The organism is Streptomyces sp. NPDC001750 (genome assembly GCF_042892615.1).
GTDB lineage: Bacteria > Actinomycetota > Actinomycetes > Streptomycetales > Streptomycetaceae > Streptomyces.
The window spans coordinates 36177-51500 of record NZ_JBIAUE010000017.1; the positions used below are offsets into that span (position 1 = coordinate 36177).

The 15324-nt window shown below is 72.6% G+C and carries 13 protein-coding genes; 4 read left to right on the forward strand and 9 right to left on the reverse strand.

Annotation, left to right across the window (positions count from 1 at the left end; translation table 11 throughout):
• Positions 1-89 precede the first annotated feature (89 nt).
• Both ACFYY6_RS24490 and ACFYY6_RS24495 read right to left on the reverse strand, forming a co-directional pair.
• Entirely contained in the window at positions 90-1544 is a 1455-nt protein-coding gene (locus tag ACFYY6_RS24490; RefSeq protein ID WP_386606977.1) for an MFS transporter, read from the reverse strand.
• 540 nt (positions 1545-2084) lie between these two features.
• A complete protein-coding gene (locus tag ACFYY6_RS24495; protein WP_389195135.1) occupies positions 2085-2747 on the reverse strand; it encodes a TetR/AcrR family transcriptional regulator in 663 nt (220 codons plus the stop codon).
• A 381-nt stretch (positions 2748-3128) separates the two neighbouring features.
• On the opposite strand from ACFYY6_RS24495, the gene ACFYY6_RS24500 reads away from it, so the two are divergent.
• The gene (locus ACFYY6_RS24500; protein WP_389195138.1) at positions 3129-4406 is read left to right on the forward strand and encodes a M6 family metalloprotease domain-containing protein; all 1278 of its coding nucleotides are present in this window, start codon (positions 3129-3131) and stop codon (positions 4404-4406) included.
• 183 nt (positions 4407-4589) lie between these two features.
• Here ACFYY6_RS24500 and ACFYY6_RS24505 read toward each other — a convergent pair whose 3' ends face one another.
• Positions 4590-5519: a M23 family metallopeptidase gene (locus ACFYY6_RS24505; protein ID WP_351520650.1), complete on the reverse strand. Its 930-nt coding sequence runs from the start codon at positions 5517-5519 to the stop codon at positions 4590-4592.
• 168 nt (positions 5520-5687) lie between these two features.
• Positions 5688-6419 carry a hypothetical protein gene (locus tag ACFYY6_RS24510; RefSeq protein WP_389195141.1) on the reverse strand — a complete coding sequence of 244 codons (732 nt, stop codon included), beginning with the start codon at positions 6417-6419 and terminating at the stop codon, positions 5688-5690.
• A gap of 407 nt (positions 6420-6826) precedes the next feature.
• Here ACFYY6_RS24510 and ACFYY6_RS24515 point away from each other — a divergent pair, with 407 nt between their 5' ends.
• Both ACFYY6_RS24515 and ACFYY6_RS24520 read left to right on the forward strand, forming a co-directional pair.
• The gene (locus ACFYY6_RS24515) at positions 6827-8383 is read left to right on the forward strand and encodes a hypothetical protein (protein WP_389195144.1); all 1557 of its coding nucleotides are present in this window, start codon (positions 6827-6829) and stop codon (positions 8381-8383) included.
• Positions 8384-8431: 48 nt separating this feature from the next.
• Complete coding sequence (locus ACFYY6_RS24520; protein WP_351520655.1) at positions 8432-8668, forward strand: hypothetical protein; 237 nt, start codon at positions 8432-8434, stop codon at positions 8666-8668.
• A 56-nt stretch (positions 8669-8724) separates the two neighbouring features.
• On the opposite strand, the gene ACFYY6_RS24525 is transcribed toward ACFYY6_RS24520, so the two are convergent.
• From ACFYY6_RS24525 to ACFYY6_RS24535, 3 genes are all read right to left on the reverse strand, one after another.
• Positions 8725-9462 (reverse strand): transglycosylase SLT domain-containing protein, encoded by a 738-nt coding sequence (locus ACFYY6_RS24525; RefSeq protein ID WP_351624023.1) that lies wholly within the window; start codon positions 9460-9462, stop codon positions 8725-8727.
• Between the two features lie 295 nt (positions 9463-9757).
• Complete coding sequence (locus tag ACFYY6_RS24530; RefSeq protein ID WP_389195148.1) at positions 9758-12823, reverse strand: HAD-IC family P-type ATPase; 3066 nt, start codon at positions 12821-12823, stop codon at positions 9758-9760.
• Entirely contained in the window at positions 12816-13178 is a 363-nt protein-coding gene (locus ACFYY6_RS24535) for a metalloregulator ArsR/SmtB family transcription factor (RefSeq protein WP_073787052.1), read from the reverse strand. Before ACFYY6_RS24535 ends, ACFYY6_RS24530 begins: the two co-directional genes overlap by 8 nt.
• A gap of 239 nt (positions 13179-13417) precedes the next feature.
• Here ACFYY6_RS24535 and ACFYY6_RS24540 point away from each other — a divergent pair, with 239 nt between their 5' ends.
• A complete protein-coding gene (locus tag ACFYY6_RS24540) occupies positions 13418-13684 on the forward strand; it encodes a GlsB/YeaQ/YmgE family stress response membrane protein (protein ID WP_073787256.1) in 267 nt (88 codons plus the stop codon).
• A gap of 90 nt (positions 13685-13774) precedes the next feature.
• Here the strand turns inward: ACFYY6_RS24540 and ACFYY6_RS24545 are convergent, their stop codons facing one another.
• Positions 13775-14710: a M56 family metallopeptidase gene (locus ACFYY6_RS24545; protein WP_351520658.1), complete on the reverse strand. Its 936-nt coding sequence runs from the start codon at positions 14708-14710 to the stop codon at positions 13775-13777.
• 4 nt (positions 14711-14714) lie between these two features.
• On the reverse strand, positions 14715-15215 hold the full coding sequence (locus ACFYY6_RS24550) for a BlaI/MecI/CopY family transcriptional regulator (protein ID WP_351520659.1): 501 nt from the start codon (positions 15213-15215) through the stop codon (positions 14715-14717).
• Positions 15216-15324: the final 109 nt, after the last annotated feature.

Sequence of the window (15324 nt, forward strand, 5' to 3'; positions counted from 1 at the left end):
GTTCGGCGGGCAGCCGGCCCGTGGCGCGGCTCCGCCCCGGTTCCACCGTGCAGAACCGGGGCGGAGCCACAGCGTGGGCCGACCGTGCGTCAGTGGGCGACGACCGGGATCCCGGCCTCGTCCCGGGCCTTGTCGGCGCCACCCCGAGCGGACGGTCCGCCCGCCGCGTTCAGGTCGGGGCGACCGGCGTCGACGAGGGACACCGCGATCACGAAAGCGACCGCCAGAATGCCGACCGCCCACCAGATGGCACCCGTGAAGCCGTGCACCATGGCTTGGAGCTCGAGCAGCTTCGGGTCGGTGGCGCCGAGCGCGGCGTGCGAGGCGGCGTACGCGGTCGCGGCCGACGCGGCGACGGTGTTCAGCAGCGCGGTGCCGATCGCGCCTCCCACCTGCTGCGAGGTGTTGACCATCGCGGACGCCACACCCGCGTCCCTCGGCTGGACCCCGTGCGTGGCCAGCGACATGGCGGGCATGAACGCCGTGCCCATGCCCAGACCGAGCAGGAGCTGCGCGGGCAGGATGAGCCCGGCGTACGAGGAACCGATCTCCAGGCGCGTCAGCAGCAGCATGCCGACGGCGGCGGTCAGGAAGCCGGGGCCCATGAGCAGCCGCGCGGGGAGCCGGGTCATCAGCCGGGCGCCGATCTGCGTGGAACCGGTGATCATGCCCGCGACCATCGGAAGGAAGGCGAAGCCCGTCCTGATCGGCGAGTAGCCCTTCACGACCTGGAGGTAGTACGTGAGGAAGAGGAACAACCCGAACATCGCGATGACGGCCAGTCCCAGCGAGAGGTAGACGCCGCCGCGGTTGCGGTCCAGCACGACGCGCAGCGGCAGCAGCGGCGATCCGACCCGGGACTCGGTTACGGCGAACGCCAGGAGCAACACACCGGACGCGACGAACGCGCCGATGGTCAGCGCGTCCGACCAACCGGCGGACTCGGCCCGGGTGAATCCGTACACCAGCGACACCAGGCCCAGCGCGGACAGGACGACACCCGGTATGTCGAGCGGCGAGCGGTTGCGGCCGCCGGACGGCTCACGGATCACGAAGTACGCGCCCGCCGCGGCAACCACCGCGAACGGGATGTTGACGTAGAAGGTCCAGCGCCAGTTCAGCGCCTGGGTCAGGAAGCCGCCGAGGAGCAGGCCGACGGCGCCGCCGCCACCCGCGATCGCGCCGTAGATGCCGAACGCCCTGGCACGTTCCCGGGCATCCGTGAACATCACGGCGAGCAGCGAGAGGGCCGCCGGGGCCAGCAACGCGCCGAAGACGCCCTGGAGCGCACGGGACCCGAAGAGCATGCCCTGGTTCTGCGCCGCGCCGCCGAGCGCGGAGGCCAGCGCGAAGCCGATGAGACCGACGACGAAGGTCCGCTTGCGACCCCAGAGGTCGGCGATACGGCCTCCGAAGAGCAGCAGCCCGCCGAACGCGAGTGCGTAGGCCGTGATGACCCACTGCTTGTTGGCGTCGGAGATCCCCAGGGCCGTCTGGGCGTGCGGCAGCGCGATGTTCACGATCGTGGCATCGAGCACGACCATCAGCTGCGCGAGGGCGATGAAGGCCAGCGCCTTCCAGCGACTGGGGTCCGGGAGCCGGCCGCCCGCCGCTTTCGGCGTCTTCGGTGCTGCAGGGGCGTCAGGTGCTCCCGGCGCTCCTGATGCTTCCGGCGCTTCCGGCGCTTCCGGCGCTTCCGGCATGGGGGTATCCACTGTTTTTGGCATGGGTGTATCCATCTGAGGGCGTGTGACGTAACGGAAAACCTGTGTGAACACGCACGCGGGCGCGCGCGGTCGCCCCGTGAGACCGCCGAGCGGTCGGTGAGCGGGACGGAAGTCGACGGGATCGCCGACGAAATCGGTTACGGGCGTGGGACGGGAACGGTCGGGTGGAGAGCGGTCGGGACGGGTGGCGGGTGGGACGGTTGTGGGAGGAACGTGGTGGTCGGGGCTGGTGATGGGGGCGGCCCACGGTGCGGCTGCGGCTGTCGGGGCCTGACGGGCTCCTCGCCCGGCGCCCCCGGCACGCTCAGCGGCCCGGCACGCTCAGCGCCCCGCCCCCTCAGCGACCCGGCGCGGACGTCACGCCCGGCGCCTCAGATCCTCCAAGGTCGCGGGCGTTCCGGGCAGCCGGGTTCGGGCCGGGGCCTCCAGGCCGTCCAGGAACAGTTGCAGATGTCGGTGGGCGAAACGGTCGATGGCCGGGCAGCCGGTGCCGGGCAACGGCCGGGTGAGCTGGGAGAGGGCGACCAGAATGTCACCGACGGCGATGTCGGTGCGCAGGCGCCCGGCGGACATGGCGCGCGTCACGAGCCCCTCGACGGCCTCTTCGAGGCGTCGACGCTCGGCGAGCAGTTCCGGGTGGTCCTTGTCGAAGCCGCCCGAGAGCATCGGGCACAGCGCCCCGATGCGTTCATCGGCCGCCGCGTGCACGAAGCGGCTGAACGCGGCGAAGGGGTCGGCCTCCTCGGCCGCCGCCTCCTCCGCACGGTCGGTGGTACGGGAGGTGACCGCGAGCACGACCTCGTGGATGAGCGCGGCCCGATCGGGGAAGTTCCGGTAGAGCGTGGCGTTGCCGACACCGGCGCGCCGAGCGACCTCGTCGAGCGGCACATCGGGCCCGAACTCGACGAACATCTCGCGCGCGGCCGTCACGATCCGCTCCCGGTTGCGCAACGCGTCGGCCCGCGGACGGGTCGTCCGGGGCCGCACCGCTCCGCTCGCGGCACAGGCGACGGTCTCCACGACGGCTGTCCTTCCTTTCCTCGTGCTTGCCCATACTTCTTTCCGGACCCCGTGGTTCCTGGCTCCACGACTTCCTCGCCCTGCGGTCTTTCGCAACCGGGGAACCGGACGGCCGGGGAACCGGAAAGCGGGGGAACCGAACGCCCGGAATCCGGGTGACCTGAAAACCGGGGAACATCTCCCCGTTTCAGCAGGGGCACAGCTTCAAACGGGGAAACAGCCCCCACTTATTTCCTCAGCACGATGTGACCCGAAGCACACCTCCCAGCCGGAAAACCAGCCGATCGGCGCACTCAGCGAGCGATGCCGTGGCTCCCGCCACAGGCTGATCGAAGAGCGCAGTCGGGTCCGGCCGACTGCCGCGGACCCCGAGGCGCCTCTATGGAACATCCCCGCCACCGGATACGCGGGCACCGCGGCCCGATCGCGCTCACCTCGGCAACGGCCCTGGTCATCGCCGCAGTCGCCTCGGCCAGCAGCAGCCTTCCGATACCCAGCCCGGCCTCGGCCGGACCGGTGGCCGAGCCCCGGGCGAAGGGCATAGCCGCGTGCCGGATACCGGCGACCATGGGGGTGCAGATGTCGGAAGGCATGCCCACTCCGGAGGGGTACGCCCGTTCCACGGGCAAGGTCCGCGCCCTCAACCTGATGATCGACTTTCCTGACGCACGGGGCACCGAACCGGCGATGGACCGGTTCGCGGAGTTCTTCCCGCAGACCGTCGCCTGGTTCCGGACAGCCTCGTACGGGCGGCTCACCTACGTCCCCGACGCCCCCGTGAAGACCTGGCTGCGAATGCCGCTGCCGTTCGCCGAGTACGGAATAGACCGGGGAGCACCGTATGAGCCGGGCTACCGCCACCTCGTCCAGGACATCGTCGCCGCCGCCGACCCGAAGGTGGACTTCAGCGCGTACGACCTGGTCAACGTCCTGGTCACGCCGAACGCCGGTCCCCCCGCGCTCGAAACGGTCCTGTCCGTAACCTTCGCCGGCAATGCCAACGCCCCGCACGCGGACGGCCTCCCGCTCGCCAACACGTCCTTCATCTACAGCCGCCAGGACGACGGCTCGGGGTCGTACAAACGGACCGGGTTCCGCGTCCTGCCGCACGAGAACGGCCATGTCTTCGGCCTCCCCGACCTCTACACGATGGAGGGCGGCGGGGCGGTCGGGCACTGGGACATCATGTCCGAGGACTGGGGGGCCGACAACGACCTGTTGGGCTGGCACAAGTGGAAGCTCGGCTGGCTGGACGACAGCCAGATCGACTGCGCCGCCGGGTCCGGCACCAGCGACCACGTGCTCGAACCGCTGGCCACCCGGGGCGGCACGAAACTGGCGTTCGTACCGTCGAGCGCCGAGTCCGGCTACGCGGTGGAGGTACGCACCAGGGCGGGCAACGACGAGGAGGTCTGCCGTCCCGGTGTGCTGATCTACAGGGTGAGCTCCGATGTCGACACCGGGCAGGGCCCGGTGTCGGTCGTGGACAGCACCAAGAAGAGCGGTGGCTGCACCCGGGTGCCCAACGTCCACGCCGAACTCTCCGACGCCGCCTTCCGACCCGGCCAGACCTTCACCGACCGGGCGACCGGCATACGCATATCCGTGGTCGAGAAGGACGACGAGGGGAGCTACCGGGTCCGGATAAGCCGCCCGTGAACGGTTGCGGGTACGGGCGCCCGTCGGGTTACGAGAACTGGTACGGGTACGAGAGCGGGTAGGCGCAAGCGTACGGGTACTGGCACCGGCAGGGGTGCGGGCAGGACCGCGGTACGGGCACGCTTGCGGGCATCGGTACGGGCAGGGCCGCGTGTGCGGCTACGGGCAGGGCCGCGTGTGCGGCTACGGGCAGGGCTGCGACTGCGCCCCCGTTCCCGCCTCATCCGTCCCGAGCACACTCATGCCCGCCTCACCCGTACCCGTCTCGTCCGCTCCCGCCTCGTCCCGGTCCGCGAGGACATGCGCGAAGTCCTCGGGTATGCCCGTCCGTCGCGTGCCGTCGTCGTCGAGATAGCGCCATGCGAACGGCAGGCCGTGCGCGGTCATGATGTCGGGGCCGTCCATCAACTGGAAGTGCAGATGCGGCTCGGAGGAGTTGCCGGAGTTCCCGCACTCGGCGATCTCCTGACCGGCCGTCACCCTGTCCCCCGTCGTCACCCTCAGGGAGCCGCGCCGCAGATGGGCGTAGACCGCGTACACGCCGCCGAGGTCCAACACCATGTGGTTCCCCAGGAGATGGCGGGGCCGGCCCAGTGTGCGGACGAACCCCTCCAGGTAGAGGTAGAGGAAGCCGGGCAGCGACGTCCGGGACAGGTGGTCGCGCCGTCCGCTCACGGTCGTGACGACCACGCCGTCGGCCACGGCCAGCACCGGCGCCCCGAAGGAGGGGTAGCGCCGGGGTCTCCGACCGAACGGCACGAACCAGTTGAACGCAGGCGGCGACGGCGCCTCCACCCCGTCCCGCGAGGCGGGCGGATCGTGCTTCAGATCGACGGCATACGTCTGCGCATGGCTGTGCACATGGCTGGGGACCTTCGTGGCGGGCCCGTTCAGCACCATCCAGCGACCGGCCACCGGCACCCCGACCGACACCGCGGGCCGCTCCCGGCGCGGGCGCTGACTGCGCCCCAGCGTCCAGCGCATCAGCCCACCGACGACGAGCAGCGCGACGCCGATGTACCAGAGGAGACCAAGGCCCTGACGGTTCACCAGGACGCACAGCGCTCCCGCGCCGAAGACCGGTCCGTGCCATGTCCAGAGCCTCGTCAGCACCCTCGACGTCTTCGATGCCTTCGACAACGCGCGCCCCCGCTCGTGGTCCGTTCGCGGGGCGGTCCGTTCCCGTCGGCCAGTCGCACGGAACGACAGGCCGACATGGCCGGCCCCCGCGCGGCGCCTACGCACCCCGTTTACTCACTTTACCCTCTGTTGACTATTACTTTACGCATCGTGAGGGGCCCTCGCGCAAGGGGGCACGGCGGGCCGACGAGGAGACGAGGCCGCCACCGAGGTCGGCGAGCCCGAGGAATCCCCGTCCCCCGGGACGTCGACGGCCTCGGGGGACGGAGGGCGGATCGTGTCGACGAGGAAGGGCAGCATCCCTCGTTCGAGCAAAGCCTCCCGCCATGCCTCACGCGCGCGGTCGACCTCGGCGTCCCCGTCGGGCTTCGTCGAGCGGTTGCCCGCCGCCACCACGAACAGTCCGACGAGACCGGCCAGCACCGTCACCACCGCGACGCCGGCCGCGACCGCCCCGGCGCCGAGCATCACCTCCGCGAGGTGCGAGTGGCTGTCGACGGCCCGGAAACCGAAGCCGATCACCCCGAACACGACGGCGGCCGTGGCGGACAGCCCCGGCACCAGCACGGCCACCGCGTGCAGCGCACTTCCCCTGGCGGCCGCACCCTCGCCGGACTCACGCCGTGCGGAACCACGCGCTTTCGCCACATCGCCCGAGTCGTCGAGGAGCTGACGGTAGGCGCGGTACTCGGCGGCGGCCGAAGCCGCGATCGCGGTGCGCGCGCCGAGTGCCCGGGTGCGCAGCTGTTCGTTGTTGGGCGACCCCGGGTTGCGGCGCCGCCCCTCCTGGATCAGGGGCGAGCCCAGCGCACGGTCCAGGATGCGTTCGAATGCGGGCAGATCCTCTGCGCGCAGGAAATCCGAATGGTCCACGAGTCTTCCTCGATAGGTGAAGTCCACACAGGCCACGGGGCACAGGTCACACGACGGGTCACAGTTCACGCCACGGGCCACAGGTCGAGGCCACGGACCAAAGTCACGAGCCGAAGGCACGGCCCAGACCACGCCCACGGCCGCGGATCAACAGTGATGCGGCCCCGACAGATCCGCGCAGCTTCGGCCTCGGTCCAGGCGTCCTCGCACCTCTCGACCCTCCCCAATGATTCCCGGATTGCGCAATTTCTAAAGCGTCTCCCCGCCGCCACCGGAGCCATCCGGCCACTCGACGACCTCGACCCCATCTTACTTGCTAGATTACGCAACTGAGCAATCGTTGGCGAGGAAGCCGCCGCAGCAGGGAGCCGCCGCAGCCGCGACCCGTCGCACGAGGAGGAACTCCCATGCCTGTCGCCCGCCGTACGCCACCACGGCCCGGTTCCACCCCGACCGCCGAGACCGTGCACGCCGTCCCGGCCGTACCCACCGTCCTGGCGGCCAGAGCCCTGCCGCTACCCCTGCGCCCGACCCTGAATCCGCCCCTGGCACGGACTTCGCCCCTGCTTCTCCCCCTGGCCCTGGCTCTGGCGGTCTGCGCCCTGCTCGCCACCACCCCCGCGACCGCGCACGCCGCGGACACCGGGCTCGGCGCCGTGGCCGAGGCCCTGCAAAAGAGTCCCGTGTACGTCGATCCCCGCGCCCGGGACAAGCTCTCCGAGGCCGACGCCGAGGAACTCGCGAAGAAGATCGAGGACGCGGACAGGCCGGTGTTCGTCGCGGTACTGCCCGAAGCGGCCGAGTTCCCGCCCCGGACCCTGATGCGGGACCTGCGCACCCTGGTCGGCGTCGCCGGTGTGTACGCGGTACGTCTGGGCGACGGCTTCGACGCGAAAGCGGACTCCTCCGTGATGTCGCGCGACGCGGTCGGCAATCTGACCGGCGCCGTCAAGCGCTCCCGTTCCGGGGACCCCGCCGGGATGCTGACCGCGTTCGTGGACCGGGCCACCGCCCAGGCCGCGGGCCGGGCGCCGGACACCTGGGGCCGGTCCGGGGCCGACGAGGGCGGCGGCGGGGCGGGGCCGCTGCTGGCCGTCGGCGCGGTCGCACTGGCCGGGGGCGGGGGCTACGCCTGGTACCGCCGGTCCCGGAAGAAGCGCGAGCGCGCCGAACTGGACGCCCTGCGCGTGGTCGTCGACGAGGACATCACCGCGTTCGGCGAGGAACTGGACCGGCTCGACTTCCGCCCCTCCGAACCGGGAGCCGACGACGCGATGCGGCAGGACTACACCCACGCCCTGGACGCGTACGACCGGGCCAAGGAACTGATGGCGGCCGCCTCCGCGCCACGGGACGTCCGGGCCGTGACCGAGACGCTGACGGAAGGGCGGTTCGCACTCGCCACCCTGACCGCCCGCCGCAACGGCACGCCGCTGCCCGAGCGCCGCGTCCCCTGCTTCTTCGACCCCCGTCACGGCCCTTCGGCCGAAGACGTGCCGTGGACCCCGCCGGGCGGCACGCCCCGCGACGTGCCCGCGTGCCGTGTCGACGCCGAACTCCTGGCGTCGGGTCAGGAGCCGATGGCCCGTCAGGTCAGGACCGCGGAGGGTCCGCAGCCCTACTGGAACGCCGGTCCCGCGTACTCCCCCTGGGCCGGTGGCTACTTCGGCGCGGCCGCGGGCGCCGCGGGCGGGCTGCTCGTGGGCACGATGCTGGGTTCGGCACTCGGCGCGCCCGCCGCGTTCGCCGACACCCCACCATTCGGCGACGCGCCCGGGGGCGGCGAGTTCACCGGCGCTGACTTCGACTCCGCTGATTTCGGAGGCGGTTTCGACAAGGGAAGCGGCCTCGACACAGGAAGCGGCTTCGGGAGCGGGGGCGACTTCGGGAGCGGGGGCGACTTCGGAGGCAACTTCGGAGGCGGGGGCGACTTCGGGGGCGACTTCGGAGGCGGCGACTGGTGACCTCTCGGCCACTCCCCGAAACTTAAAGGATTGCGCAATATTTAAATCATGAAAGCGGATACGAACGACATGACCGACTGGGAATACGCGGTTCTCGACGGCGGCCCCGCCGACGGACTGCGGATGCGGGTCACCGACCGCCCCGGGGTGCTCCAGGTGACGTACCCGTGCCAACTGGACGCACCACCGGGCGACCTACAGGTGGAGGCTCTCTACGTCTACCGCCGCGACCCCCGGGTGCGGAGCGAGCCGCTGAGGTACGGCTTCGACCGCGCCAGCCCCTGACACCCCGTCGACGCCTCGCAGCGGGCAGGTCCGCCGCCTCCGGCCGACCGTGGACCCTATGGCCGACCGGAGACGGCCTTCCCTGCCTTGTCCCAGTTGGCGTGCAGCCGGTCCAGATAGGACTGCGCCTGGCTGCCCGGACGCGCGCCGCGGGCGAACGCCAGCATGTTGCCGGAGCCGGTGTTGTAGCCGAGGGCCAGCAGCTCGCCCGTCGTGTACGGCGCCGAGCGGTGCCCGGGCAACATCGCCGCCAGGTCGTGCAGATGCCAGGCGGCGGCCTCGATCGCCAAGTCGCGGTCGTCGGGCAGTTCCTCCCACCGGCGACCCGCGAGACCGTGCCGCCGTCGCGTTTCGTCGAAGGCGGCACGGTGCATGTTCGCGATGCCGAAGGCGGCATCCGGCTTGTACCGCTGCCAGGCCCGTTCCAGCTCCGGATCGTGCGGCTTGTACGACTCGTTGTAGAGGATCGCCATCAGCAGCCGGGGCTCGATTCCGGCCCGGGCCGCGTGCTTCCGTACCTGCGTGGCACAGGACGCCGGATCATAGGCCCCGGTCGACGGCACGGCCGGTCCGGTGGCCGGAGGCGCCGACGGCTCGGGCGTGGTCCCGGCCCGCTCGGTGGGCTTCGCCGAGGCCGGCCCGGTGGGCCCGGTCGCGGACGACGAGGCTCCGGACGGCGCGGCCCGCGGCCCATCGGCCGACTCGGGCGCGTGACCGCCCCGTACCAGCAGCCACGCCACCAGTACGAGCACCGGCACCACGACCCACCGTCGACGCGCCCCGGAATCCGCCATCGTCCGCCGCCTCCTCCGGTGCACCCGTCGAGTGCCCACAAGCCTACGGAGTGCGTCCGCACCCGCAGGATCCGGCGGCACGGGCCGAACGACGTACGGCGACTTCCCGGAACCCAGCGACTTCCCGGAACCCGGCAACTCCCCGGAACCCGGCAACTCCCCGAAGCCCGGCGACTCCCCGAAGTCCGCGCGCCTCCCCGAAGCACCGGGACCACGCCTGACGCCCGGGCATCGCCTCCGGGCCCGAGCACGACATCCGCGCCCGGGAACCATGCCTGACGCCCGGGCACCGCTTCTACTTCCGGGCGCCGCGGTTCTCGTGGCGGCGGCGGGCGACCGCGAGGGCGACGGCGTACAGCCCGAGGACGACCACGAGCAGCAGGTAGTAGACGCTCGGCAGGGCCGTCATGCCCAGGGGCGGACCGAGCGGGGAGAGCGGCAGCAGCAGACCGGTGACGGCGAGCGCGGCGGCGGCACGGCCGACCGGACTGATGCCCCGTACGCCGAAGACACCACGGGCCCCGGAGGTGCCAGGGGCCTCGGCGGTGCGGCGACCGGTCCGCAGGAGCACCATCACCAGAGCCTGGGTGAGCAGGTTCTCCGTGAACCAGCCGGAATGGAACAGCGCTTCGTCGTCCGTGCCGCCCGGGCCCCGCAGGGCCAGCGCGAGCACCGCGAAGGTGGCCAGGTCGGCGACGGCGTTGAGCGCGCCGAAGGCGGTGATGAAGCGGAGGAAGTCGCGCGGCCGCAGCATGGTCGGGCGCCTGAGCGCGGCCGGGGCGACCCGGTCGTAGGAGAAGGTGAGCTGGGCCGCGTCGAAGCACAGGTTCTGGACGAGGGCCTGGGCCGGGAGCATCGGCAGGAACGGCAGCAGGAGACCGGCGGCGAGCATGGCGATGACGTTGCCGAGGTTCGAGGAGAGTGTGATGCGCAGGTACGTCGCGATGGTGACGCTGCTGTGCCGGCCCGCCATTATCGCGTGGTCGATCGCGGTCAGATCCTTGCCGTGACCGGCGAGCACCACGCCGGCGCTCTCCCGGGCCACGTCGACGGCGTCGCGCGGGCAGATCCCGACATCGGCGGCGTGCAGCGCGGGCAGGTCGTTGACGCCGTCGCCGAGGAAGCCGGTGGTGTGGCCGGCGGCCCGCAGCGTGCTGACGATCCGGGCCTTGTGCTCGGGGGTGCAGCGGGCGAACACGGTGGTCCGGTCGGCGAGTTCGGCCAGTTCCCGGTCCGTGAGCCGGTCGATGCCGTCCGCCGTGCACACTTCGCCCGGGTCGAGGCCCAGATCGCGGCAGGCCCGGGCCACGGTTCCGGGATGATCACCGGTGAGCACCTTGACCGTGACGCCGCGGTCGGCGAGGACGCGCAGGGCGTCGGCGGCGGAAGGGACGAGTTCCTCGCGCAGCGCGACGAAGCCGGTGAACGTCAGTCCGCGTTCGTCGGCGGGCGTGTACGCGCGCTGCCGCGCGGGACGTTCGGCGGTGGCGACCGCGAGGAGTCGCAGGCCGTCGTCCGCCCGGTCGGCGGCGAGTGCGAGGAGCCGCTGTCGCTCGGCATCGTCGAGGGCGCACCGTTCCAGCACGTTCTCGACGGCGCCCTTGACGACGAGGGTGTGGAGGCCGAGGCGGCCGGGGGTGCGTACGACGGCGGTGGAGAGGCGGCGAGCGGGGTCGAAGGGCACCGCCGCGATTCCGTCGTAGTCGAAGGGCACGGCCGCACCCCTGCCGTGACCGGGTACCTCGACCCTGTCGTGACCGGGCACGTCATGGCCGGACGCATCGTCCCCGGCGGCCGTATCCGCCGCATCTGCCGCATCTGCCGCATCGGCAGTGTCGCGGACGTCGGTGGCATCGTGGGCGACGAGAAGCGCCTCGCCCAGGGAGTCGTCGGCGTCGAGAATCGCCTCGTCCAGAGCGTCGGGGACGGGCAGGTCGGCGAGCTGAAGCGTCCACCACGCGTTGACGGCAGCCCAGTGCAGCACCTCGGGGTCGTCCCGGCCGTCGGCGTCCAGGGCGCGGACCACGACGGGCCGGTCCTGCGTCAGCGTGCCCGTCTTGTCCAGGCACAGCACGTCGACCGCGCCCAGGTCGTGCAGCGCGGGCAGCCTTCGGACGATCACGCCGTGGACGCGGGCGAGGAGCGACGCACCACGCGCCAGGCACGTGGTGACGATGACGGGCAGCATCTCCGGGGTCAGCCCCACCGCCACCGCCACCGCGAACGGCAGCGTCTCCAGGCCCCGGCCGCGCAGGGCCGCGTTCGCCATCAGCACCAGCGGCGGCGTCAGCAGCATGAACCGGATCAGGATCCAGGAGATCCCGTGCACCGACCGGTCGAAGGCGCTCGGGCCGCGGGGGTGCACGGAGTCGTGCGCGGCGGCGAACCGGGTGTGCGCCCCGGTCGCGACGACCACCGCGGTGCCGCTGCCCGCCATGACGCTGCTGCCCTGGAAACACAGCTGCGGCGCGTCGAAGGGACCGCTCTCCGGCACCTCGCCGCCCGTCGGCCCGTGCCCCTTCCGCCCGGCCCCGCCCCCTGCCGGCCCGTTCCCGTTCCCCGTCGGCCCGTGCCCCGTCTGCCCGGTCCCGTTCCCCGTCGGCCCGTTCCGTGTCAGTCCGTCGTGGGCAGGCCCGTGCCCGTGCCCCGTAGGCGCGTTGTCCGCCGGCGCGCCGCCCGTCCGCCGGTCGCCCGGCCGGTTCGGGGCGTCGACGGGGTGCTTGACGACCGGGGCCGACTCCCCGGTGAGAGCCGCCTGGTTCACGCTCAGGTTGTTCGCGCGCAGCAGCCGTACGTCGGCGGGGACCAGATCCCCGGGCCCCAGGCGCACCACGTCCCCCGGCACCAGCTCGTCGACCGGGATCTCGCGGGCCACCGGCGCCGCCTCGCCGTCCGCGCGGCGCAGGACCGTCGCGGTGGTCGCCACCAGGTCCCGCAGCCCGGCCATCGAACGGTCGGCGCGGTGCTCCCCCGCCGACCGCAGTACGCAGCTGACCACCACGAGCACGGTGATCACACAGGCGGCGCCCCAGGCCGCGACGGCCGCGGACACCAGGCCGAGGCAGAGCAGCACCGCCGTGAACGGATCACGCAGACTGCGCAGGAAGCGCCCGGGCCAGGACACGGTCCGCCGGGCGGGCAGCGTGTTCTCGCCGAACCTGGCCAGGCGCTCGGCGGCATCCCCGTCCGTCAGCCCGCGGGGGCCGGTGTCCAGCGTGCGCAGCACCTGGAGCGAGGTCAGTTCACGCAGGCCCCCGCCGATGACGACGGCTCCGCCCGGCGCCGGGGAGGCCGACGGCAAAGGGGCCGGTGGTCCGGGTGCGATACGACCTGACTCCTCGGCCTCGGAGGTCTCAGGCACCGGTCCTGCGGAGCGCGCGCACCGGCGCGGACGCCCCGTCGGCCCGTGCGGCCAACTGGCCGACCATCAGCCGTACGACGGTCACGACATCGGGGTCGTCCACGAAATACACCATGCGCCGGCCCTCACGACGGGAGCGCACGAGCCCCGCGAGCTTCAGCTTCGTCAGGTGCTGGCTGACGGCGGGCAGCGCACCGCCCACCCGCTCCGCGAGTCCGGTGACATCGCTTTCGCCCTGGGCAAGCGCCCACACGATGTGCAGCCGCGCCGAAGACGCCAGCAGTCCGAAGGCCGCGGCGGCCTCCGCGAGCACCTCCGCAGGCGGGTCCTCGAAGCCGTCGGTGCCTGTCGCCACCGTCGTCCCTCCCTTTCCGCGGGGTCGCTTGCGAACCTGCCCAGTCTAGGCCGTGTTTTCAAGGTGCCGCCTGCCGTGCGGGGGACGCCCGGTCGCGGCACCGGCCCGGAGGGGCCGCTCAACCAGCACCGTCCCGGCGGCGTCTTCACCATCGTCTGTACAGTTGCGCAACCAAGCAACGCACTGTCGCCGTCCGGGACTTGCTCCGCCCGGTACGGCCCGACGAGGGGAACGAGAACGTGGGCATCATCAGCTGGATCATCCTCGGTCTGGTCGCCGGAGTCATCGCCAAGGTCCTGCTGCCCGGTCGCGATCCGGGCGGCCTGATCGGCACCACTCTCATCGGCATCGCGGGCGCCTTCATCGGCGGCTGGCTCTCGGCACGCCTCCTCGACCGGCCCGTGGAGAAGGACTTCTTCGACCTGGCCACGTGGGGGGCGGCGATCGGCGGCTCCCTCGTCCTGCTCATCGGCTACCGCATCCTCTTCGGGAACTCGCGGGACTGACGGCCCGCGGAAACGCGCGGGAGCCGACCCCCGGGTCCAAGGCCCCGCCAGGCGGCTGCCCCGGGGGGGCTCAGGTCTCCCCACCCGGCTCTACAGCGGCGTGGCCGCCCGCAGGATCACGATCATCGTGACCGCGGAGTTCGCGGACGACATGGCCGACAGGGCCGCACCGGCCACGGCGTACCAGGCCGCAGCGCCGACCGCGGTGAACGTGGGCGGCCAGGTGCGGGCCGCCGGCGCCGGGCCGAGCAGCGCCGCCACCCTGCGCGGTACCGGGCCCGGAGCAGCGAAGGCCGCCAGCGTCGAGGCGGGCGGCGGGGGCGAGATCAGCGCGGCCTTGCCCACCGCGCGGGCCGTCACCCGCCGGTCGCCGACCACACGGGCGGCCTCCTCGTCCGCCCAGCGCTCCACGGTGTACGCCACGGACGTACGGAGCGGCCGCAGGAACGGGTTGGCACGCGCCGCCAGCCCGGCCACCAGGAGAAAGCGGTGGTGACGCCCGTCGAGGTGGGCGCGCTCGTGAGCGAACAGGGCGCGGCGCTCCCGCGAGCCCAGGCCGGCCAGCATCCCCCTGGAGACCAGGATCCGGCCCGCGCCCCCGCTTCCGGGCAGCGTGTGGGCGTACGGCGTGGCGTCCGGCAGCACGGCGACCCGGGTGGCGGGCAGCCCCCGCAGGGCCCGTTCGGCATGGCGCCGCACCCGGTAGTGGCGCAGCAGGAGCCCCGTACAGGCCGCGGCCACGACCGCGAGGGCGCCGATGGCCGCCTTCCCTACCAGTTCGTGGCGCGGCACGGCCGCCCGTACCTCGGGGTCGGACCAGCCGTCGGGCAGCGGGTTGCCCGGGAGCTGGGCGGTGCCGACGATCGCGAGCAGGACCAGGCAGAGGGTGCTGCACAGCCCCAGGACGGCGCTCGCCGCGGACAGGAGCCTGGTGGCGGCCCGGGGGTGGAGGTGGAGTTCCGCCAGGCGGGCGATCGGCCAGGCGGTCAGGGGCAGGACGAGCGGCAGGAAGACGAAGACTCCCATGGTTTCAGTTCTCCCGGCCGTCCCGGTCCTCGGTACGGCTTCCCGGTTCCCCGTCGTGGGCATCGTTGAGGAGCGCGCGGAGCAGTTCCTCGTCCCGTGCGGACAGGCCCGACACGAAGCTCATCAGCACGGCCTCGCGGTCGGTCTCACCGTCCAGCACCCGCCGCATGCGGTGTGCGGCGAGCCCGGCCTCGTCCGCGGCCGCCGTCCACAGGAACGAGCGGCCCACCCGTTCCCGGGTGACGACGCGCTTCGCGTGCAGCCGGGTCAGGATCGTCATCACCGTCGTGTAGGCGAGCGTGCCCCCGAGGTACGCCCGTACCCAGGCCGCCGTCTCCGGACCGGGCGCGGCCCGCAGCGCGGACAGCACCTGCGCCTCCAGTTCGCCCTGCCCACGACGGCGACCGCGCGCACCCCACTCCCCGCCGCCGTCCTCGTCGCGCCCCCGGTCCCCGTCCCGGGACCCGCCCAGGTCGTGGTCCCGATCCTGATCCTGATCCGTCATGCCGTCGTCTCCCTGCCCGTGCGCCCTCCCCGTCGGGTGGGCACCCCATCGTAGTGAGACGAATCCGCGGCCCCACCGGATCCGTGGCATCGCCGTCGCCCGGGCCGAC

What these genes read in the sequence shown, in the direction of transcription:
- ACFYY6_RS24490 (WP_386606977.1), bottom strand. Translation starts at nt 1,544, where the DNA reads ATGGTCGTGCTCGATGCCACGATCGTGAACATCGCGCTGCCGCACGCC.
- ACFYY6_RS24500 (WP_389195138.1), top strand. Translation starts at nt 3,129, where the DNA reads ATGGAACATCCCCGCCACCGGATACGCGGGCACCGCGGCCCGATCGCG.
- ACFYY6_RS24515 (WP_389195144.1), top strand. Translation starts at nt 6,827, where the DNA reads ATGCCTGTCGCCCGCCGTACGCCACCACGGCCCGGTTCCACCCCGACC.
- ACFYY6_RS24520 (WP_351520655.1), top strand. Translation starts at nt 8,432, where the DNA reads ATGAAAGCGGATACGAACGACATGACCGACTGGGAATACGCGGTTCTC.
- ACFYY6_RS24525 (WP_351624023.1), bottom strand. Translation starts at nt 9,462, where the DNA reads ATGGCGGATTCCGGGGCGCGTCGACGGTGGGTCGTGGTGCCGGTGCTC.
- ACFYY6_RS24545 (WP_351520658.1), bottom strand. Translation starts at nt 14,710, where the DNA reads ATGGGAGTCTTCGTCTTCCTGCCGCTCGTCCTGCCCCTGACCGCCTGG.
- ACFYY6_RS24550 (WP_351520659.1), bottom strand. Translation starts at nt 15,215, where the DNA reads ATGACGGATCAGGATCAGGATCGGGACCACGACCTGGGCGGGTCCCGG.